The organism is Nostoc punctiforme PCC 73102, assembly GCF_000020025.1.
GTDB classification, from domain to species: Bacteria; Cyanobacteriota; Cyanobacteriia; order Cyanobacteriales; family Nostocaceae; genus Nostoc; species Nostoc punctiforme.
Map to the genome: position 1 here is coordinate 2,176,676 of NC_010628.1, position 18,782 is coordinate 2,195,457.

Consider the following 18,782-nt stretch of genomic DNA (forward strand, 5'->3'; position numbering starts at 1 on the left):
TAAACGAACCACAGAGGCGCAGAAGGCACTGAGAGAAGAAAGAAATGCTTAACTCTAAGTTGGCTCATAACACATATAGCTGTAAAAAACTCTCTTGATTCTCGTCTCTGTGTCCTCTGCGTCTCTGCGGTTCGTCTAAAAAAATTGAATATCACGATCGCTCGCCTATGAAAATACCCGTCGCAACTTAACTTGATTAAGCTTCTTCCGCCATGATTCCATATATATATAGAACACAGGCGTTAAATACAAGGTCAATATCTGAGAAAACACCAGTCCGCCCACAACTGCAATCCCTAGAGGACGGCGGGATTCGGAACCAGCCCCAAATCCGATCGCTATGGGCAAGGTTCCCATTAATGCTGCCATCGTCGTCATCATAATCGGACGGAAGCGCACTAAGCAGGCTTGATAGATTGCCTCAGACGGTTTTTTCAATTCTTCTCGCTGGGCAACAATTGCAAAATCTACCATCATGATGCCGTTTTTCTTCACAATGCCCACTAAGAGAATTATGCCGATAAAGGAATAAACATTTAGTTCGACATGAAATATTATCAGCGTTAATAATGCCCCAAAACCTGCTGAAGGCAAACCGGAAAGAATCGTAATTGGGTGAATGAAATCCTCATAGAGAATACCCAAAATCAGATAAATTACGAGGATGGCGATCGCTAACAATAAACCCAAACTCGGCAGTGAACTTTGAAATACCTGGCTTGCACCCTGAAAGCTGGTGCTAATGCTGGCAGGAATTACCCGATCGATCAGTTTTTGAATCTCTTCGTTGGCATTTCCCAAGGACACACCGGGGGCGAGGTTAAAGGAAATGGTGGCGGCGTTCATCCGACCGTTATGATTGACCATTAACGGGCTGACTCCCTGAGATAGTTTGGCGAATGTCTTCAAAGGAACTGCCACTCCTGTGCTGGAGTTAATATACAATGTCAAAAGTGCGTTGATATCCTCCTGATACTGCGGTGCTAATTCCAAAATCACTTGATACTCATTGGTCGCTGCATAGATGGTTGACACTTGGTAGGAACCGTAAGCACTTCTGAGGGTATTTTCGATTTGCTCGGCGGTAATCCCATAAGTTGAGGCTTTATCGCGGTCAATGTCAATTTGAATTTGGGAAGCAAACTGTAAATCGCTGTTGACATCCTGGAGTTCTGTCATATCCTTCATCTTGGTAACAAGTTGGGGAACATACTCCTGTAAGAGTTTGACATCAGAACTCTGGAGTGCAACTTGATAAAGTCCTGTGCTTTGTTGAGCGCCAATGGGAATCGCTGGGGGATTTTGTAAGAATACTTGGATGCCTGGAACAGTGGCGAGTTTGGTTCGCAAATTTTGCACAATTTCGTCAGCACCAAGTTGGCGCTGCGATCGCGGTTTTAACCGAATAAACAAACTCCCAGAATTGGCTGCAACTGCTGCCCCACCGCCACTAGCACTGGCTCCCGCCCCGATATTGGAGTTGACTGCATCTACATTTGGGTCTTGGCGAATCAGGTTAGCAACTGTCTGCTGATGTTGGACAAGATTATCGAAGGACGCATCTTCGGCTGCTTGGGTAATACCTGTAATTTGTCCGGTATCTTCGCTAGGAATAAAGCCCTTGGGAACTATCACCAACAACCCAACTGTCACCGCCAATAAAAAGACAGATAAAATCATCGTGGTGCGGTGATATTTTAAGACTTTTTTGAGACTCCAATCGTACAAACCGAGGAAGCGATCGAAGACATATTCGGAAGCTTGGTATAACCGACTTTGATTAGCATGATCCACAGGACGCAGAAAACGGCTGCATAACATCGGAGTCAGAGTCAAAGACACAAAACCAGATACCAGAATTGCAACTGCGATCGTCACAGCAAATTCATGAAATAATCGCCCTAGTACTTCACTCATGAACAACATGGGGATGAAGACTGCAACTAAGGAAAGGGTCATTGACAGAATTGTGAAACCAATTTCTCTCGACCCATTCAACGCCGCTTCTAACGGACGTTCCCCCATTTCGATATGACGGACGATATTTTCTAGCATGACGATCGCATCATCTACTACGAAACCCACAGAAAGGGTCAACGCCATCAGCGACAGGTTATCTAGTGAGTAGTGCAGCAAATACATCACTGCAAAAGTGCCAATCAGCGAAACGGGTAATGCCAAACTAGGAATCACTGTGGCCGAGAGGTTCCGCAAAAAGATGAAAATTACTAAGATAACTAGAGCGATCGTCAAAATCAAGGTAAATCTGACATCATCCACTGAATCTCGAATTGACTGAGACGCATCATAGAGAATCCCAATTTCCACGGATGCCGGAATCTGCTCTCGTAACTTTGGCAGCAAATTCTTAATCGTGTCTACAACTTGTACCGTATTGGTTCCTGGCTGTCTTTGAATGGTGAGAATAATGGCGCGGGTATTGTTGTACCAGCTTGCTACTTTGTCATTTTCTACACTGTCAATAATCCTGCCCAGTTGATTGAGATAGATGGGCATTCCATCTTTATAAGAGACAATCAACTGCCGATAAGCAGCCGCATCTTCAAGTTGCCCGTTAGTCTGAACTGTAAAATTCTTATGATTTCCCGAAAGACTGCCAGTAGGTAAATTGACGTTACCCTGTTGAATTGCCGTCGCCACCTGATCCAGTCCAATTTGCCGTGCTGCCAATTGCTGCGGATCGAGTTGAATTCGAGCCGCATACTTTTGGGAACCGTAGACAGCTACCTGTGCTACCCCATTGATTGTAGATAACTTTTGCGCCAGATAAGTCTCGGCATAATTATCTACCTGGGAAAGCGGCAGTGTGGGAGAGTCTAAGTAAAGGTAAAGAATCGGTTGATCTGCGGGGTTAACCTTACTGTAGGTGGGAGGATTGGGTAAATCCGTGGCAATTTGCCCCGATGCTCCTGATATGGCTGCTTCTACATCCTGCGCTGCATCATCAATGTTGCGACTCAAGTTGAATTGCAGTGTAATTTGAGTCTGTCCCAGAGTGCTAGTTGAATTGAGCGAATCGAGTCCAGCAATACTGGAAAATTGCTTCTCTAAAGGACGAGCAACCGATGCTGCCATTGTTTCCGGGCTAGCTCCCGGTCGGGAGGCGCTTACCTGAATTGTGGGATAATCCACACTGGGTAAATCGCTGATTGGCAGCAAGCGATAACTCATAAAACCGAAAATCAAAATTGCCGTCATCACCAGAGTCGTCATGATCGGACGACGGATAAATGGTTCCGAAAGGTTCATGATTCACCCCCGCCTGACTTCGGGGATTCTCCCCCTTGCTCCTTGGTCACTGAGCGCAGTCGAAGTGTGCCCCCTGCCCCTCTTCTTGACTTCGAGGAATTTCCATTTGAGTCATTGCCGCTTGTTTTAATGCGGATTTTGCTACCCGAAATAAGATTCGCTTGACCATCGGTGACAATTTTATCGCCTGGTTGCGGCCCTTTTTGAACCACATCTAGTCCATCAATGGTGCTGCTAATTGTAACTGGCACATTTTCCACCGTCATGTCTGGCTTAACTACAAACACAAACTGGCCATCCGGACCATTCTGCACGGCTTGGCTGGGGACAACCGTTGCATTCGGTTGTTCAGTCAGCGTTAGCGTTGTGTTCACAAATTGACCAGGAAACAAGTGTCCCTGAGCGTTGTCGAAGTCGCCAATCAGTTGAATTGTCCCTGTGGTGTTATCGACCGTATTATTGACAAAAGTCAAAACACCTGGTGCGGGATGAGCTTGATCGTTGGGGAACGTCACATCTACCTTCAGCCTGCCATTCTGCATATACTTTTGTACCTGGGGCAGATTTGTTTCGGGAATGGAAAAAGCAACTTGAATCGGGCGAATTTGGGTTAGGGTAACAAGCGGAGTCGTACTGTTAGCTTGCACCACATTGCCCTGAGTCACCAGAATATTGCCAGCGCGGCCATCAATCGGCGCATAAATTTTGGCGTAAGATAATTGCACTTTGGTATTGTCTAATGCTCCCCGATCGGAACGGACAACGGCTTGAGCATTCGCGATCGCAGCTCGATCGCCTTGGACAACTGCTCCAGCATTAGTCAGCGCCACGCGATCGCTTTTCAAAACTGCTTCAGCATTAGCGATCGCTTCTCGATCTGCTTGCAGAGTTGCTGTAGCCGATTTGCTGTTAGAAACGTATTGCTGTGCTTGATCTAAACTAATCGCGCCCTTTTTGTACAATGCACTATAGCGATCGCTCTGTCCCTGAGCAAATTCTGCTTGCGCTCGATCTTTAGCTAAATTCGCCTGAGCTTGTCGCACCAAAGCTTGGTCTTTGACTAAAGTGGCTCTAGCTTGGTCTACCTGACCCAAATCTCTAGTTAATGCATCTCTGGCTTGTTGTACCGAGGCTTGGTCTTTTGCTACAGTACCTTGAGCTTGCTGGATTGCAGCAGTTTGCGATCGGTCATCTAGGGTAAACAAAAGTTGTCCCTTTTTCACATCTTGACCTTTCTTAAAATAAACCCCAATAATCCGTCCGCTAGCTTCGGGCGTAATCGATACCGTAGAACCCGATTGCACATTCCCGATCGCCTGCAATTGCACCGGAACCGTTTTTTGTGTCACCATTGCCACGGTTACAGGTGTAACTTGCTGTTTATTGCGCCCAGATTTTTCAGCTTTGTCTGACTTGGCTGCACCCGCATGGATACCAAAAAAATCCAACCCAGCTAGCAACAGCACGCCCAAAATTACCAAACGAATCTTTTTCTTTTTTGGCGATCGCGGTAACTTCGGCTCTATACTGTTCTCGTTTTCAGTCAAACTCTCACTAGTAATTTCATGGTTCATCAGAACCTCCACTGGATTTTAGTTTATTAAAAACAGAATTCAGGAGTCAGAAGCCAGAATTCAGTATGATAGGACTTAAGCAAAATATCTCTCAAACTCCCATTTCTCCGTGTCCTCTGCGCCTCTGCGGTAGCCTGCGGCAAGCCACTTCTCTACGAGACGCTACGCGAACGTGTCTACGTTATTTCGTAATAATTTATTTTGAATTCTTAATTCTGCCTTCTGAATTCTTTTTCAATACTTAACTTAACTGCTGCTGTAAAAGTTTAAGAGCTTGTTTTTCTATCTGCCGGACTCGTTCTCGACTAATACCCAAACGCTGACCAATCTGTTGTAGAGAAAGTTCTTCTCCATCTGTCAATCCAAAGTGCAAATTTAATATTTCTTGTTGTTGGCGAGACAAATTTGACAATAAACTGTTAACCTCTTGATTGAGAGATTCCTCTGTGATATAGCTGTTAGAAGAATATTTATAATCTTCTATTAAATCTTGTAATCTTAAATCTTTTTCTGAGCTAACTCGAATATCAAGAGAGATAGTTCGAGTAGCCAAAAGCAGAAATTCTCGAATCTGACTAGGTTTTAAAGAAAGTGCATTAGCAATTTCCGTACTGGTGGGAATCCGACCTAGTGTTTGAGATAGCTCTCGCTGAACACGCTTAATTTTGTTTAATTTTTCATTGATGTGAATGGGTAATCGAATCGCGCGTCCTTGCTGGGCGATCGCTCTGGTAATTCCTTGACGAATCCACCAGTAAGCGTAGGTTGAAAACCTATATCCTAGAGCCGGATTGAATTTTTCAACCCCTCTTTCCAAACCTAATGTACCTTCTTGAATTAAGTCCATCAGTTCTAAGTTACGTCTCTGATATTGCTTGGCAATTGATACCACCAGCCGGAGATTAGCCGTTATCATTTTATGTTTGGCTTTTTTCCCTTGATTTAGCTGCTGAAGTAGTTCCTGTTCGCTTAACTGCATCTGGTTAGCCCATTCTGACAGCGTGGGTGTACGCTTTAATTCAATAGTCAGTTTTTCTGATTCAGCAAGTATTGTCATCAGTTGCTGAACTTCTTGGGCAAAAATAATTTCTTGCTCCTGGGTTAACAGAGGTATCCTGCCAATTTCTTTAAGATAAGCACGGACTGTATCAGTTGTAGCTTTGTTTGTGTTACTAGCTTTAGTATCTGAGAATGTTAAGTTACTCATATAGCAATCAGATTTGATTTCTAAATTGTTTGCTGAGGCAGGTAATAGGAAAGAAGCAAGAGGCAAAAGGCAATATTTAAGAAGGCTCTTTGAGCTATATTGAATATTTTCAAAAATCAAATAAACATGAGTCCAATAGTTAGTCTCTGCCTATTAATTAGGATATTTTTGATTAGGAAAAAATCGCAGATAGTGACTTGAAGAACCATAAAGATTTTTATAAAAACCTAGGTATCAAGCACTAGTTCCAAAAGAGCAATCAACACCCAAATTGCTAGAAAAACAATTACAGGTAGGCTGATATCGGGAAACTCCCTTTGTAAATCGATAATGCCAGAAGAAATGACAACTTAACGATCGCGAGAATAAAACGGCTGATCTCCAGGATGCGATTGTAAAGTCTGGAAAATCCCTCCAGGATTTCTTCCATATTATTGATGACAAGTAAAATTTGTTGTCGGTGCAAATAGGTGGCTAATGAGCATTCTGGCTGCACTTGCACCCATTCATATTCATTCTTGAAATTATCTAAAAGCTTGTCTACAGGTAGCATCTGGGAGCATAGTAGATATTGTCAAAAGTATCCGTGTACTTATTTCTCACCCTGCAAACTCACACGATTGGCCCCAGACTGAATCAATTTGCCCAAGTCAGCAACGGCGCTAGCATACTGAGGATCGGCTAATGTCCCCAAGGTTCGGTTTTCTACTAATGCTTTCTGTTGTGCCTCGCTTAACTCCACGGTAATATCTGGTGCAATGCCAACATGATTGATATCTCGACCTTTTGGTGTGTAGTATTTGGCGATCGTTAGTTTCAACCCCGAACCATCGTCCAGTGGCTCTACAGCTTGAACTAAACCTTTCCCGAAAGTGCGAGTCCCTACTAACGTGGCGCGATTATCATCTTGCAGCGCTCCTGACAGAATTTCGCTGGCGCTGGCAGATCCTTTATCGACCAGTATCACTAAGGGTTTGTTGGTGAGAGGATGTCCCGACGCATTGTAACTATCTTTAACTCGATCTCGATTTACCAAAGACACGATTGCTCCTTGTTTTAACCACATACTGGCAATTTGCAAACTCGCATCCAGCAGTCCACCTGGATCGGAACGCAGATCCAAAACGTAACCTTGCACCTGTTGTTTTTCTAGTGCTTCAATTGCCCGATGCATCTGGGCGGGTGCAGTCTGCGTAAACTCTGGTAAACGAATATAACCAATCTTACCCGCTGCCGTCGTTTGGGTGTTGTAAGTTACAGGGTGGATAGCAATATTTGCACGGGTAAGCTTGAAAGTTTGGGATTGGCTACCCCGTTTAATCGTGAGTACTACTTCGGTTCCCACTGGGCCCACAATCCGCTTAACGGCATCCTCTATTTTCATTCCTTGAGTGATTTGACCGTTAATCTGGACAATTAAATCACCCGGCAAAATACCCGCTTTAAAAGCAGGCGTTCCTTCAATTGGAGCAACAACAGTTAAAGCTTTAGTCTTTTCATTTTCTGCCAGTTCCAGCCCTACACCACTGAGGTTGCCAGAAATATCGCTATTTAGGGCTTTAAATTCCTGGGGGTCGTAAAACTCGGTGTAGCGATCGCCTAATTTAGACACCATTTCTTGAATTGCGCCATAAGCCTCTTTCTTAGAACTATAAGATCGGCTAAGATACTGCTGTCGAATTGCTTTCCAATCTTGATGGTTAAAATTGCTATCAACATAATTTTTATCTAGGATTTGCCACACCTCATCCACTAGTTTTTGAGGGCTAGCTTGAGTTTTACCTAGAACTTCAGAAGTGTAGAGACTAGTTCCTGCCAGGATTGCGGCAATAACGGCGAGTTCTATCCTGACGATCGATTTTTGCTTGAACATACTTTAACTATTAAAGAATAATACAGATAGAATTCATTCGGAATTATGGTTCCTGTTAGCGGATAGCTAGGGTTTAGTCCGCCCTGAATTCTGTTTGATAAAACTACTAGGAATTATCTTGAGATTATCCTTGACGGCGGGGATAGGCAGCTTTAAAAATATCCTGAATTTTAGTCTTTTGTTCAGCCGTGAGATTCAAACTGAACACTGCTTTACGCATTTTTTCACCTTGTTGCAATTTTGCTGACAATTCCTTGACCTGATCTGGGGTCAGAACTGCCTCAACTTGCTGGCGAATTGCTTCGCGCTTCTGGGCGCGTTCTGGCGTATTCGCTCCAGGAGAGCTTGGTGCAGAAGTGTTGGTATCAGATACCTTTGTCCCAGAGTTGTCCCCTTGAGACACATCGGGAGACTTAGAACTGCTGCAACCTGTCATCCCTGTAATGAGGATAGTTGCAAATAAAAGAGTTGGTAAAATTATCTGTTTTTTAATCATTTAGTTTTCTGGTTTTTGTTGTTATGTAATATGAGTGTTCTCAATACAGTTTGGTTGGCTTGTTTATCGAGCGAATATCACCCTTGTCTCTTATTCAAAAGTTTTTTGACTTACACCAGCTAATCTTAAAAGTTGGGATAAATTTGTGCATGAGCTAGAATTCCTAACCTGACCAGTAAAAAAGTACTTAAGTTATTGTGACTTTTTTCCTAATTTAGGAATGTTTAATCAGTCGGAACGGCTCTATTCATGCTAAAGACAGATTCGTTATATAGGAAGAAGAGTTTCATTCTAAAATTGTGAAAATACCTATGGTTTTGTTACAAAGACCATTGAGTTGGAACAGTTCTATGGTTCTCTTGACCTACCCATCGTTTCGTCTGTTGCTTTATCTAGAGTGGCTGTTATTAGCCACGGCATTGTTTATGGAAGTTTTGCTGCCGTTTGAGTTTTCCTGGTCGTTGCTGGTACGAGTTGTCGCGATCGCAACTTTCAGCTTGATGGGTTTGAGACTACCGATGGTGAAGCTGGAAACGAAATTATTTTATACAGCCCTGGAATTTGTTTTAATTTTGCTGCCAACAACTCAACATAGCTTATCTAGTCGCTCCGTTTTCTTGCTGTGTCTGGTACTGGTGATGCGGAGTTGTCTAATATTTAAGCGATCGGGACAGTTGCTTGTCTTGGGTTTATCTCTGCTTAGTTATGGAACACTGGTTTTATCAAGACCGATTGTAGCTGATAAGTTTATGAGAGAAAAGCTGATCGCCATGTCTTTAGATTGGCGATTAAGTAATATATTATTGTTTAGCTTAACGTTAGTATTCGCTTTATTGTTAATCAATGCCCTGCTTGCAGAGCGTCAAAGTCGAGAGCAGTTAGAAATTGCCCATCTGCAATTAGAGATCACCAATCAACAACTGTGTCAGTATGCGCTACGGATTGAAGATCAGGCAACCTTGCAGGAACGCAACCGAATTGCCCGCGAAATTCATGATGGGTTAGGACACACTCTAGTTGCCCAAACGATTCAGATTAATAACACCCTGTTGTTCTGGGAATCAAATAATGATAAAGCATTAACATTTCTCAAACAGGCAAAGGAATTGGGGGCTGAGGCGCTGCTAGAAATTCGGCGATCGCTTTCTCTTTTACGTTCAAATCCTTTGCAAGGGCAATCTCTCCAATCAGCTATTGAAAAGCTGCTGACAGATTTTCACCAAACCACAGGTATCGAACCATCCTGTAAAATTGACGTGCCGCACACTTTACCAACAGAAATAAACACGGCCTTATACCGTATTGTGCAAGAATCGCTGACAAATATTTGCAAACACGCTCAGGCGACAAGTGTCACCGTTCGACTACTGGCTCGCACTGGGATGATTCATCTGTCAATCGAAGATAATGGAAAAGGATTTAACCCCACTCAAAATACAACCGGGTTTGGACTACAAGGGATGCGAGAACGCGCGGTTGCACTAGGCGCTCAGTTAAATCTCCAAAGTCAACTAGGAACAGGTTGCTGTATTTCTGTTTCTTTGCCGCTATCAAAACTATTGGTGTTTTAGTATGATTCAGATTTTATTAGTTGACGATCAGCATCTGATTCGCCAGGGACTTAAGAGTATGCTTGAGTCGAATGCAGAAATTCAGGTAATCGGTGAGGCGGAGAATGGTCAACGGGCACTCGAACAAATTCCCGCACTGCAACCTGATATCGTGCTTATGGATGTTCGAATGCCTGTAATGGATGGAGTTGCCACAACAAAAGCGATCGCTCAACAATATCCTGACGTTAAGGTTCTCGTCCTGACCACCTTTGATGATGATGAGTATGTTTTCCAGGCGATGCGGGTGGGTGCAAAGGGCTATTTGCTCAAGGATACCGAACCTGACGAACTAATGTTGGCAATTCGATCCGTCTATAAGGGACAAACCCTACTCGGCCCAGGATTGTTTGAGAAAGCACTCATACCGATTCCCGTACCTGTGCCATCTGTGGAACCCCCTCCAGAATTGGCGCAACTCACACCCAGAGAATTAGATGTGTTGCGGTTAATTGCTTCTGGAGCTAATAACCGTGAAATTGCTGAATCGCTGTTTCTTTCAGAAAACACTGTTAAAAATTATGTTACCAATATTCTGAGCCGGTTGAGTTTGCGCGATCGCACTCAAGCCGCTTTGTTTGCCCATTCATTGTTTAGTGGACTGAAATAAGTAAGTGGGCGTAAATAATTATTGTTGGGATAAGGCAATAGGCAATAGGTATAAGGGTTTTAGCCTAATTTATTTTTCTTTACATAGTTTTATTTTATTGTGCCAACTTACTTAAATAATTTGGCTTGCTCATAAATGGCTGGCATCAGAAAAAAGACTATTGACTGAATAATTTACAGACAATTTTCAAGATATACATTTACTATTGCTTACAACTGTACTTTTTATATCCCCCTAAACCCCCCGATAAAATGGGGCACTTTGAGATATTTTTGCCTTTCAATTTATTGTGGGGATATAAGAGTTTTAAAACACATCCTATTCCTAGAAACATCAAAATATAAAAAATACTCAGCAAAAGAGGTGCTCACAAACACCTCTTTTTTGTTAAAAGTTCAAAATATGAATAAAGTCATATTTAACTTATGACTTTATTCCACTGTATCTTCTTATTTAGTATTTTAAACTTAGAGCAATACAGTAAACCAAATAAACTGTTTAATAAATATAACTTACTACAATCCTCAAGATTAGTAAGGAAATATGGTTGCAAATTATTGAGGAATACTGTAGAAAAGTCAAGCAGATTTATTGATGGAGATTTGAACATGAAACGTATTATCTTAGGTACATTACTTGCTCTACCATTTGCAATTTCCTCCTTACCGTCACAAGCATCAGCAGCAGAAATTATTGTTAGACCCAACGGCTATAGAGCTGCTGTTGTACATAAACCTATTGTTGCCCGATATCAACGAAAGTTAATTCCTGCACATTGGGAAACAGTACGACGCGGTAACAGGTGGGTTAAGGTTAGAGTTCCTGCTCGTTATGTAAATGTAAGAGTTTAATATATCTAAAATAGACTAATAAATTTCCTTAATTTATTAGTCTATTTTAGATAAAGATTTGTTTTAAACATGAATTATAAAGTCCCTCAAAATAGATTTTTTGAGTTAATAATTATCACTTTTACAAAAAAGTTTTTGTGGTTTATGGATCATTCAGTACAAATTAAAATTACGCCAATCAAAAAATTCAAAAGCCGCTTCAGTTGTTGGCTTATTCGTTAAAGTCTCTATCGATCAAGAACGTATTAGACTTCTTGCAGAAGTGCGGGAAAGGGATGGAATTTTCCCTTTCCCTTTACCCTTTCCCCGACATCTTGCAAAAGTTCCTTTTGCAAGATGTCTATTGATTGTTGCACCTCACTAATGGGTACACCAGGAAGAAGTGCGATCACAGCATAATGAGGAAAGATCGTGCAAAGCAGTGAAATGCTCGATTAGTGGGCTGTGTCAGAAGCGGTAGCATCTACCAACGAACAAAAGCAAGCGCCTCTCAACATCTGCGTGATTCCTTAGCTAGTTACAAAATAGAAGCTAATGTAGTTAGATAATTCTCTTTATATTTTATGAGGAAGTCGAACTGTAAATGTACTGCCCAGCTTTGGTTGACTTTGAACATGAATACTGCCTTTGTGTGCTTGGACGATCGCAATAGCGATCGCTAATCCCAATCCCGAACCGCCAGAGCTACGAGAGCGTAAGCGCAGCCCGTCGTAGGCATCGCTATCAACTCGGTAAAAGCGATCAAAAATTCGCTTTTGATGTTCTAGAGCAATACCAATTCCTGTATCTTGAACTTTAATAACTGCGTAGCGTTCGCTATCTTCTAAAAAAACTGTAACTTTTCCCCCGCTAGGCGTTGCTTGAATTGCATTAACAATTAAATTTGAAATTAAACGATAAAGCTGTTCTTCATTTCCCATAACGTACAGTTTTTTGGCAAAGAGCGCTTGCTTTGAGAGGCTTACCTTCGTCTCAATTGCTAAAAATGCTAGTTCCTCAACTAAGTCGCTAATTAAATCGTTCAAACAGCAAGGATGATATTCTTCTGTTAGTTGTTTTTGATCTATCTTCGTTAAAAGCAACAAATCTCCTACTAATTGTGAAAGACGGCGATTTTGGCGTTTGAGAACATCCAAAATTCCGTTACTTGATTTTGGTTCTTGTTGTAACTTGATAGCAGCTTCAATCGTAGAGTGCATCGCTGCTAAAGGTGTACGAAACTCATGGGCCGCATCAGCAGTAAATTGTTGCATTTGTTGGTAAGAATAATATACAGGTTGCATTGCCCTTCCTGCCAACCACCAACTAGACAAAGCAACAAAAATCATTGAAATTGGCAACCCCAACACCAAAGTTAATCTCAAATAAGCAAGATGTTGGTCTAAATCAGTAAGGCTTCGCGCCACTTGTAGATAACCCGAAAGCTGATTTTGAGTATACACAGGTAAAGTGATTTGGCGGTATCGAGTGCCAGAAGAATCTGTTATAATTTGCCAATGTTGTGATAATGAAATAATCGGTAATTTATCAAATTGTATACCTGTACTTGCAAATACTTTTCCCGAACTATCCAATAACCTTATATAGTAATTAACTTGATTACTCGCCTCTTTTATTGATTGTTTAATGACTGCTGTTTTAGGCAAACAGTTTTTTTGATCTACACATAATTCTAAAGAAAATTCTTTAGCAAGGCTTTGTAATTGTCCCGGTTGCTGCCAAGCCGATTCAATACCTTTATGAAGTGCGTTTGCTACTGATTGTAATCCCTGATCTATGGTTTCATGATAGGCATGAGCAACAACACTATAAACACCAAGACCAGATAGCCCTAAAATCCCACCCATTACTAGGCTATACCAAACTGCTAGGCGGAACCGAGTTTGGTGGAAAATTGGATTGCGTTCCATATTTCTAGAACCTTACTTGTTTTAATTTTCGCTAAGTTAGCAAAAATTAGCAGCCTGTTTCCGCGCTATGAATATTTAGGCGATAACCCACACCATAGATAGTTTCAATCAAAGATTCGCTATCTTCTTCGCCTAATTTGCGTCTCAATAAGCGAATTTGCGCTGCTACTACATTGCTAACTGGTTCTGCACCAATTTCCCAAAGTTGATTAATAATCTGGTCGCGGCTGATAATATGGTTAGGATGCCTCATGAAATATTCTAGCAATTGAAATTCCTTGACAGTTAACGAGAATACTCGCTTTTCTCTATGCGAATACTGACGAGTAAGTTCATGAGTACTGTAATTGAGTATCAGGCAACCTACTTGTAAGCGCCGGGGTTGGACTTGAGGTGTAAGGGTTGCTCCTACGTAAGAGGCTCGCCTTTGTAATGCCCGCAATCTTGCCAGTAACTCGGCCATTCCAAATGGTTTAATTAAATAATCATCTGCACCGCTATCTAGACCAATAATCTTTTCTTCCATCCGGTCTTTAGCTGTTAGCATCAATACAGGTAGAGTTAAATGGCGCGATCGCAACCATTTACACAACTCCACACCCGAAACTCCTGGCAGCATCCAATCAAAAATCGCTAGCGTGTACTCAGTCCAGCCTGTTTCTAAATACTGCCATGCCTGACTACCATCTAGAAACCAGTCAACCACATACGCCTCATGACTCAAGACTTGTTTAATTGCTGCACCTAAATCTGCCTCATCTTCAACTAATAGAAGTCGCATAGTCAACCCAGTCTTAAAAGCCTTCTTTAATTACCCTTTCATAAAAAAGTGAAATAATTATGAAATTTTTATTTTACTTAAAGTAAAAATAATGCTATTTTAAAAAACTAATTAATAAAGTACATTTAATTGATGATTGTCTAAAATAACTTTAATTTTAAATATTAAATTTAAGTGCAAAAATAAAGGCAACAGGCAATGGTCAAGAAGCCTCTTTGAGCTATACTAAATTTTTTCAATAATCAAATATGATTCCTATATTAGCTAAGTACATGGAAATACTTTATTAAGTCTAAAGAAAAATATATCCTAGCTCAGATTAAAACTTTAATTACCATATCGCTTCTGTCTAATGGCTTAATATTTATTTATCTCTAAAGATAGGCTTTGATTTCATTTTAATTTCATTTTTATATATTGATAATGTGATTGGTATATATTTTATCTAGTCTTACAACCTTCATGAAACATGAATATATATCTACAGATTGAGGTAAATAAAAACCGAATATACTAAAGTTTAGTGTTCCATTATCTATAGATTTATATTTAATAACAAGTGAGTAAATTAAACCATAATATATCTGCAATATTTAAATTTAGACTTTTACAAAAAATATTAACCCCAGTTTTATAGGAATGAATTAGTGTGAAATGGAAGCTGTAATTCTTTGCCAAAAACAGAGTTAATTGACAGGAGATTTCCATGTCTGAAATCATCGAAATATATGACGATCGCCTGCGTGCCATTGTATCTCCAGATGCTTCACTTCAAAAGCTAGCCAACGGTGCAGTCCATAGTGAGGGGCCTGTTTACTTTCACGAAGACAATAGTGTTGTGTGGAGTGATGCTCATGGCAACCGTTTGTTACGTTGGAGTCCTACTGATGATGTGAGTGTCCTACGTGACCCATCTGATTATCAAAGTGGTAATTACCGCGACTTGGAAGGCCGTCTTGTTGCGTGTTCATCTGGTTTGCGTGCCATAATTCGACGCGAAGACAATGGTGAGTGGAAGGTTTTAGTCGATCGCTACCAAGGCAAACGCCTGAACAGTCCAAATGATTTGGTAGTGAAAAGCGACGGCACAATTTGGTTCACCGATCCGCCTTATGGGATCACTGAGCCAAATCAAGGTTACGGTGGCGAACAAGAACAACCCGGAAGTTATGTATATCGGTTTGATCCAGCAACCGATGAGATTTATCCAGTAGTAATGGACATGGTGCGTCCTAACGGACTGGCTTTTAGTCCAGACGAAAATCTACTGTATGTTTCAGATACAGCTGCGTTTAATATTCCTGGCGGGCCTCATAACATCCGTGTGTATGAGGTCGTGAGCGTATCAGGAACCACCTGTCGTAGACATCACTATGTCAAGAATGGTCGTGTGTTTGCAGTCATCGATCCAGGACAACCTGATGGATTTCGGGTGGACAAGTACGGCAATATTTTTACTAGTTCTCAAGACAGCGTGCAGATATATTCCTCCGACGGGACTCAGTTGGGAAAAATTCTTGTACCGGAGACATCCACTAATCTCACTTTCGGCGGTAAACAAGGTGAACGCCTGTTTATTACAGCCGGTCATTCTTTATATGCTATTGACCTTAATACCCGTGGTGTACAGCAATGATTTATAAATTTGCGATTGGTCTAGCGATCGCTTTTTTTCTAGGTTCATTTAATTTCCCACAGCTAGGGACATACCTATTAAGTTCACTTTATAATACTTATCCTGGCGGATTTCCAGGATTAGCACTTTTACTATTAAGAGTTAGTACTGGTGCGTTATTCATCCTACATGGCTATCCAAAAATTACGCATCTTCGACAGTGGGCTGAGTCTCTAAAGATGCCTGTCTTTCTTTGCTTCTTATCAGCTGCGTCTATGTTAGGCGGCGGAATTTTTCTAATTATTGGATTCCTGACACTCTTAGCCACCTTGCCTATTTTATGCTCAATGATTTTTGCAATATACTTGCACATTTCTGGAAGTAAACCCTTTGTAGCCCAAGATCCATACTTAATTCCAGAAGACCAGTATCAAGGCCCTTTAGGACAAGGTGAACCGCCAAGTTGGGAAAAAGCGTTTATGTACTGCGTTATGCTAATTGCGATCGCGGCTTTAGGCCCTGGTGTATATTCGCTAGATGCTTTTATTTTTGGACGGTGAAAACTATCCGACTGAATCACCAAAACGGTGCTGAAGTTTCATCTGTAGTCATGAGGAAGTCATGCCAATATGGTTCGTTTAAAGGGGAAAGGGAAAAGGTATTGGTTTTGAATACATCCTTTACCCAATACCTGCAACACCATTCCCCAGACCACAAGGAAAGTAAAAAATGCTTATCCGAAACGTATTGGGTTGACTTGAACTCTAATTAACAAGTCAAGTAAATCATCTTATTTTAAAGATGCTAAAGTCCGCCGTCCAATTATTCCATCTGCTCTTAAGCCTTTAGACTTTTGAAATTTGATCACTGCTGAACGTGTCTTATTATCAAAGACACCATTCACATTTGCGGTATAGAATCCTTGCTGCTTTAAAGCATTTTGAGCAGTTTTGACTGCTTCTCCCGTACTACCTACTGTGAGTACATTACTACGCTTAACTGCTGTACTATTAGATTTGTGCTTGGCATTAGCCTTGTGGACAGCATTAGACTTTTTGATAGTGTTGCCTTGCTGAGGATTCTGTGCAACCTGAGTAGCGGTAGCCGTATTGTGGCTTTTTTTATGGGTTAAAGAGTAACCAGGCAAAGCAGTAGCTAGAGTCAAAACAGGGATCAAAGCAAATACTTTCCAATTCATTCTCTTATTCCTTCCAAACTATGAGAGATTTTGCAATTTTGATTTGAAGAGTCATGCTATGAGGGCTTGTACCTGATAGTGATTCTCTTCGAGCAATTCTGGTGTGTGGATTTGCTATAGAGCGAGTCTATTGCCTACCCAGAGCTATAGCATCACACGTTATATTGACAGAGTTATTACAAAAATGTGATAAGAGTGTGACAAAAGCATGACTAATTCATTAAGGATTATGTCGCACAAGCTCATACTATTGATTTATGAGAATTTATCTAACAACCCTTAATTATTAAACGTTGTGATTTCCAACAATCATCACCGTAAAAGATTTTCTGTTCTCTGTTGGATAAAAATCTCACGCAACATACGTTTCTAACACGCTATTAAGTAAGTGGGCGTAAAGAATTGTTGTTGGGATAAGGCAATAGGCAATAGGCAATAGGCAATAAATATAAGGATTTTAGACTAGTTTATTTTTCTTTGCATAGTTTTATTTTATTGTGCCAACTTACTTAGCCAATACTTTTTAAGATGCGTTAACCCTGGTTATTTGCGATAATCTGAATTGTCAAAATATCTTCATTTTACCATAAAATAGTTTTGCAAGAGATTTCATGAGCTGCGCTCACAAGGAATAATGAAAATGTCTTTTCCTCCTGCCTCGTGCCTTATTTTCAAGGCAGGTCTAATATACTCTCAAATTTCTTTACCATTAATACTAACTACAGCCTACAAATCTTTCTGGGGAATATCTTCGTGAAACTCTATCATCAATTGCATGGTTTCCACAGCTAAATCACGTAAGTCTCGATTTAGAAATACAACACCTTGAGAACCAAACCAACGATCAAAAATCGCAACATATTTGGGGTTATCGTTGACAAATCCTTGCATAAACTTGACGAGGGAATAGTTCACTGAATCGAGGAATTTAGAGTTATTCTCAGGAACCATACAAGCAATTCCTTCTCGTGAATAGGGACGAGGGGGTGCGATGGCAAAACTATCTTGATTTTTTGCTGTTTGTAACCATCCCTCTAAAATAATGCTATCGGATGCAAAAGCGTCAATTTTGCCCTGTTCCAAAGCAGCAAATCCTTCTGCTCTAGTCTTAAAATATACAAGTTTAGCTTGGGTTTGTACCTGCTTGATGGTTTCTTCGTTGGTAGTTCCAGCCAGTACACCCACACGCTTGTTAATGAGAGATTCAGGCGAACCTAAATTGCTGTCCTTCTTAATTAAAATTTGAGTACCTGTGACACCATAGCTAACTGAAAAATCAATCTTTTTATCTCGCTCCCAAGTAAAGCTACTAGCATCACAGATAATATCAACTTGCCGGTTAATTATCTTAGGAATTCTTTCTGCTGGGGTAACTCCAACTAATTTAAGTTGAATCTTTTTGCCTAATTCTTTTTCTAATTGCTTCTGGATCAAAGTCAGCATATCCACAGAATAACCGATCAATTTTCCTTGACTGTCAGAGTATGCAAAGGGTAAAGCATCTCTACTTGTACCTGCCGTTAATACTCCTGTTCGTGCTACTTTTTGCATCACAGTTTCTGCCCCTGCAACACCAGGTAGGGATACTGATAATATCAAACCGAATATGGCACTATATATCTTTGACTTAGTAAAAGCAGGTAAACACGAGAGATTTATTTTAGTACTAACAAACATATTCAAGTATTTGGGCATCCACAGTATCAAAGTAAAAAAATTATCTCTGTGAATTGCCAAGTAAGCAGTTCTAGAAATGATTCTTCACATTAGAAACTTAAATGCCATGA

Annotated in this window: 15 protein-coding genes; 5 read left to right on the forward strand and 10 right to left on the reverse strand. The window is 40.9% G+C overall.

Annotated elements, in window-relative coordinates; all coding sequences use genetic code 11:
- Window positions 1-165: 165 nt before the first annotated feature.
- The 6 genes from NPUN_RS08975 to NPUN_RS09000 form a co-directional block, all read right to left on the reverse strand.
- Window positions 166-3,270, reverse strand: coding sequence for an efflux RND transporter permease subunit (locus tag NPUN_RS08975; protein WP_012408449.1), 3,105 nt, complete (start codon window positions 3,268-3,270; stop codon window positions 166-168).
- Entirely contained in the window at window positions 3,267-4,844 is a 1,578-nt protein-coding gene (locus tag NPUN_RS08980; RefSeq protein ID WP_012408450.1) for an efflux RND transporter periplasmic adaptor subunit, read from the reverse strand. The genes NPUN_RS08975 and NPUN_RS08980 overlap by 4 nt, the downstream gene beginning before the upstream one ends.
- Window positions 4,845-5,085: 241 nt before the next feature.
- Complete coding sequence (locus NPUN_RS08985) at window positions 5,086-6,051, reverse strand: RNA polymerase sigma factor, RpoD/SigA family (protein WP_012408451.1); 966 nt, start codon at window positions 6,049-6,051, stop codon at window positions 5,086-5,088.
- A gap of 286 nt (window positions 6,052-6,337) precedes the next feature.
- A complete protein-coding gene (locus NPUN_RS08990) occupies window positions 6,338-6,604 on the reverse strand; it encodes a hypothetical protein (RefSeq protein ID WP_012408452.1) in 267 nt (88 codons plus the stop codon).
- A 39-nt stretch (window positions 6,605-6,643) separates the two neighbouring features.
- Entirely contained in the window at window positions 6,644-7,924 is a 1,281-nt protein-coding gene (locus NPUN_RS08995; protein ID WP_012408453.1) for a S41 family peptidase, read from the reverse strand.
- Between the two features lie 124 nt (window positions 7,925-8,048).
- The gene (locus tag NPUN_RS09000; protein ID WP_012408454.1) at window positions 8,049-8,420 is read right to left on the reverse strand and encodes a hypothetical protein; all 372 of its coding nucleotides are present in this window, start codon (window positions 8,418-8,420) and stop codon (window positions 8,049-8,051) included.
- Window positions 8,421-8,770: 350 nt separating this feature from the next.
- On the opposite strand from NPUN_RS09000, the gene NPUN_RS09005 reads away from it, so the two are divergent.
- From NPUN_RS09005 to NPUN_RS09015, 3 genes are all read left to right on the forward strand, one after another.
- Window positions 8,771-9,991, forward strand: a complete 1,221-nt coding sequence (locus NPUN_RS09005) for a sensor histidine kinase (RefSeq protein WP_041566022.1) — start codon at window positions 8,771-8,773, stop codon at window positions 9,989-9,991.
- Window position 9,992: 1 nt separating this feature from the next.
- Window positions 9,993-10,640 (forward strand): response regulator transcription factor, encoded by a 648-nt coding sequence (locus NPUN_RS09010; RefSeq protein ID WP_012408456.1) that lies wholly within the window; start codon window positions 9,993-9,995, stop codon window positions 10,638-10,640.
- A 608-nt stretch (window positions 10,641-11,248) separates the two neighbouring features.
- Window positions 11,249-11,491, forward strand: a complete 243-nt coding sequence (locus NPUN_RS09015; RefSeq protein WP_041565285.1) for a hypothetical protein — start codon at window positions 11,249-11,251, stop codon at window positions 11,489-11,491.
- Between the two features lie 554 nt (window positions 11,492-12,045).
- Here NPUN_RS09015 and rppB read toward each other — a convergent pair.
- Both rppB and rppA read right to left on the reverse strand, forming a co-directional pair.
- The gene (rppB, locus tag NPUN_RS09020) at window positions 12,046-13,401 is read right to left on the reverse strand and encodes a two-component system sensor histidine kinase RppB (protein WP_012408458.1); all 1,356 of its coding nucleotides are present in this window, start codon (window positions 13,399-13,401) and stop codon (window positions 12,046-12,048) included.
- Window positions 13,402-13,447: 46 nt separating this feature from the next.
- Entirely contained in the window at window positions 13,448-14,182 is a 735-nt protein-coding gene (rppA, locus tag NPUN_RS09025; protein WP_012408459.1) for a two-component system response regulator RppA, read from the reverse strand.
- Between the two features lie 706 nt (window positions 14,183-14,888).
- Between rppA and NPUN_RS09030 the strand changes: the two genes are divergently transcribed.
- Complete coding sequence (locus tag NPUN_RS09030) at window positions 14,889-15,818, forward strand: SMP-30/gluconolactonase/LRE family protein (RefSeq protein WP_012408460.1); 930 nt, start codon at window positions 14,889-14,891, stop codon at window positions 15,816-15,818.
- A complete protein-coding gene (locus tag NPUN_RS09035) occupies window positions 15,815-16,357 on the forward strand; it encodes a DoxX family protein (RefSeq protein WP_012408461.1) in 543 nt (180 codons plus the stop codon). Before NPUN_RS09030 ends, NPUN_RS09035 begins: the two co-directional genes overlap by 4 nt.
- A gap of 230 nt (window positions 16,358-16,587) precedes the next feature.
- Here the strand turns inward: NPUN_RS09035 and NPUN_RS09040 are convergent, their stop codons facing one another.
- Window positions 16,588-16,995, reverse strand: coding sequence for a peptidoglycan-binding domain-containing protein (locus tag NPUN_RS09040; RefSeq protein ID WP_012408462.1), 408 nt, complete (start codon window positions 16,993-16,995; stop codon window positions 16,588-16,590).
- Between the two features lie 726 nt (window positions 16,996-17,721).
- Window positions 17,722-18,690: an amino acid ABC transporter substrate-binding protein gene (locus NPUN_RS09045; RefSeq protein WP_012408463.1), complete on the reverse strand. Its 969-nt coding sequence runs from the start codon at window positions 18,688-18,690 to the stop codon at window positions 17,722-17,724.
- Window positions 18,691-18,782: the final 92 nt, after the last annotated feature.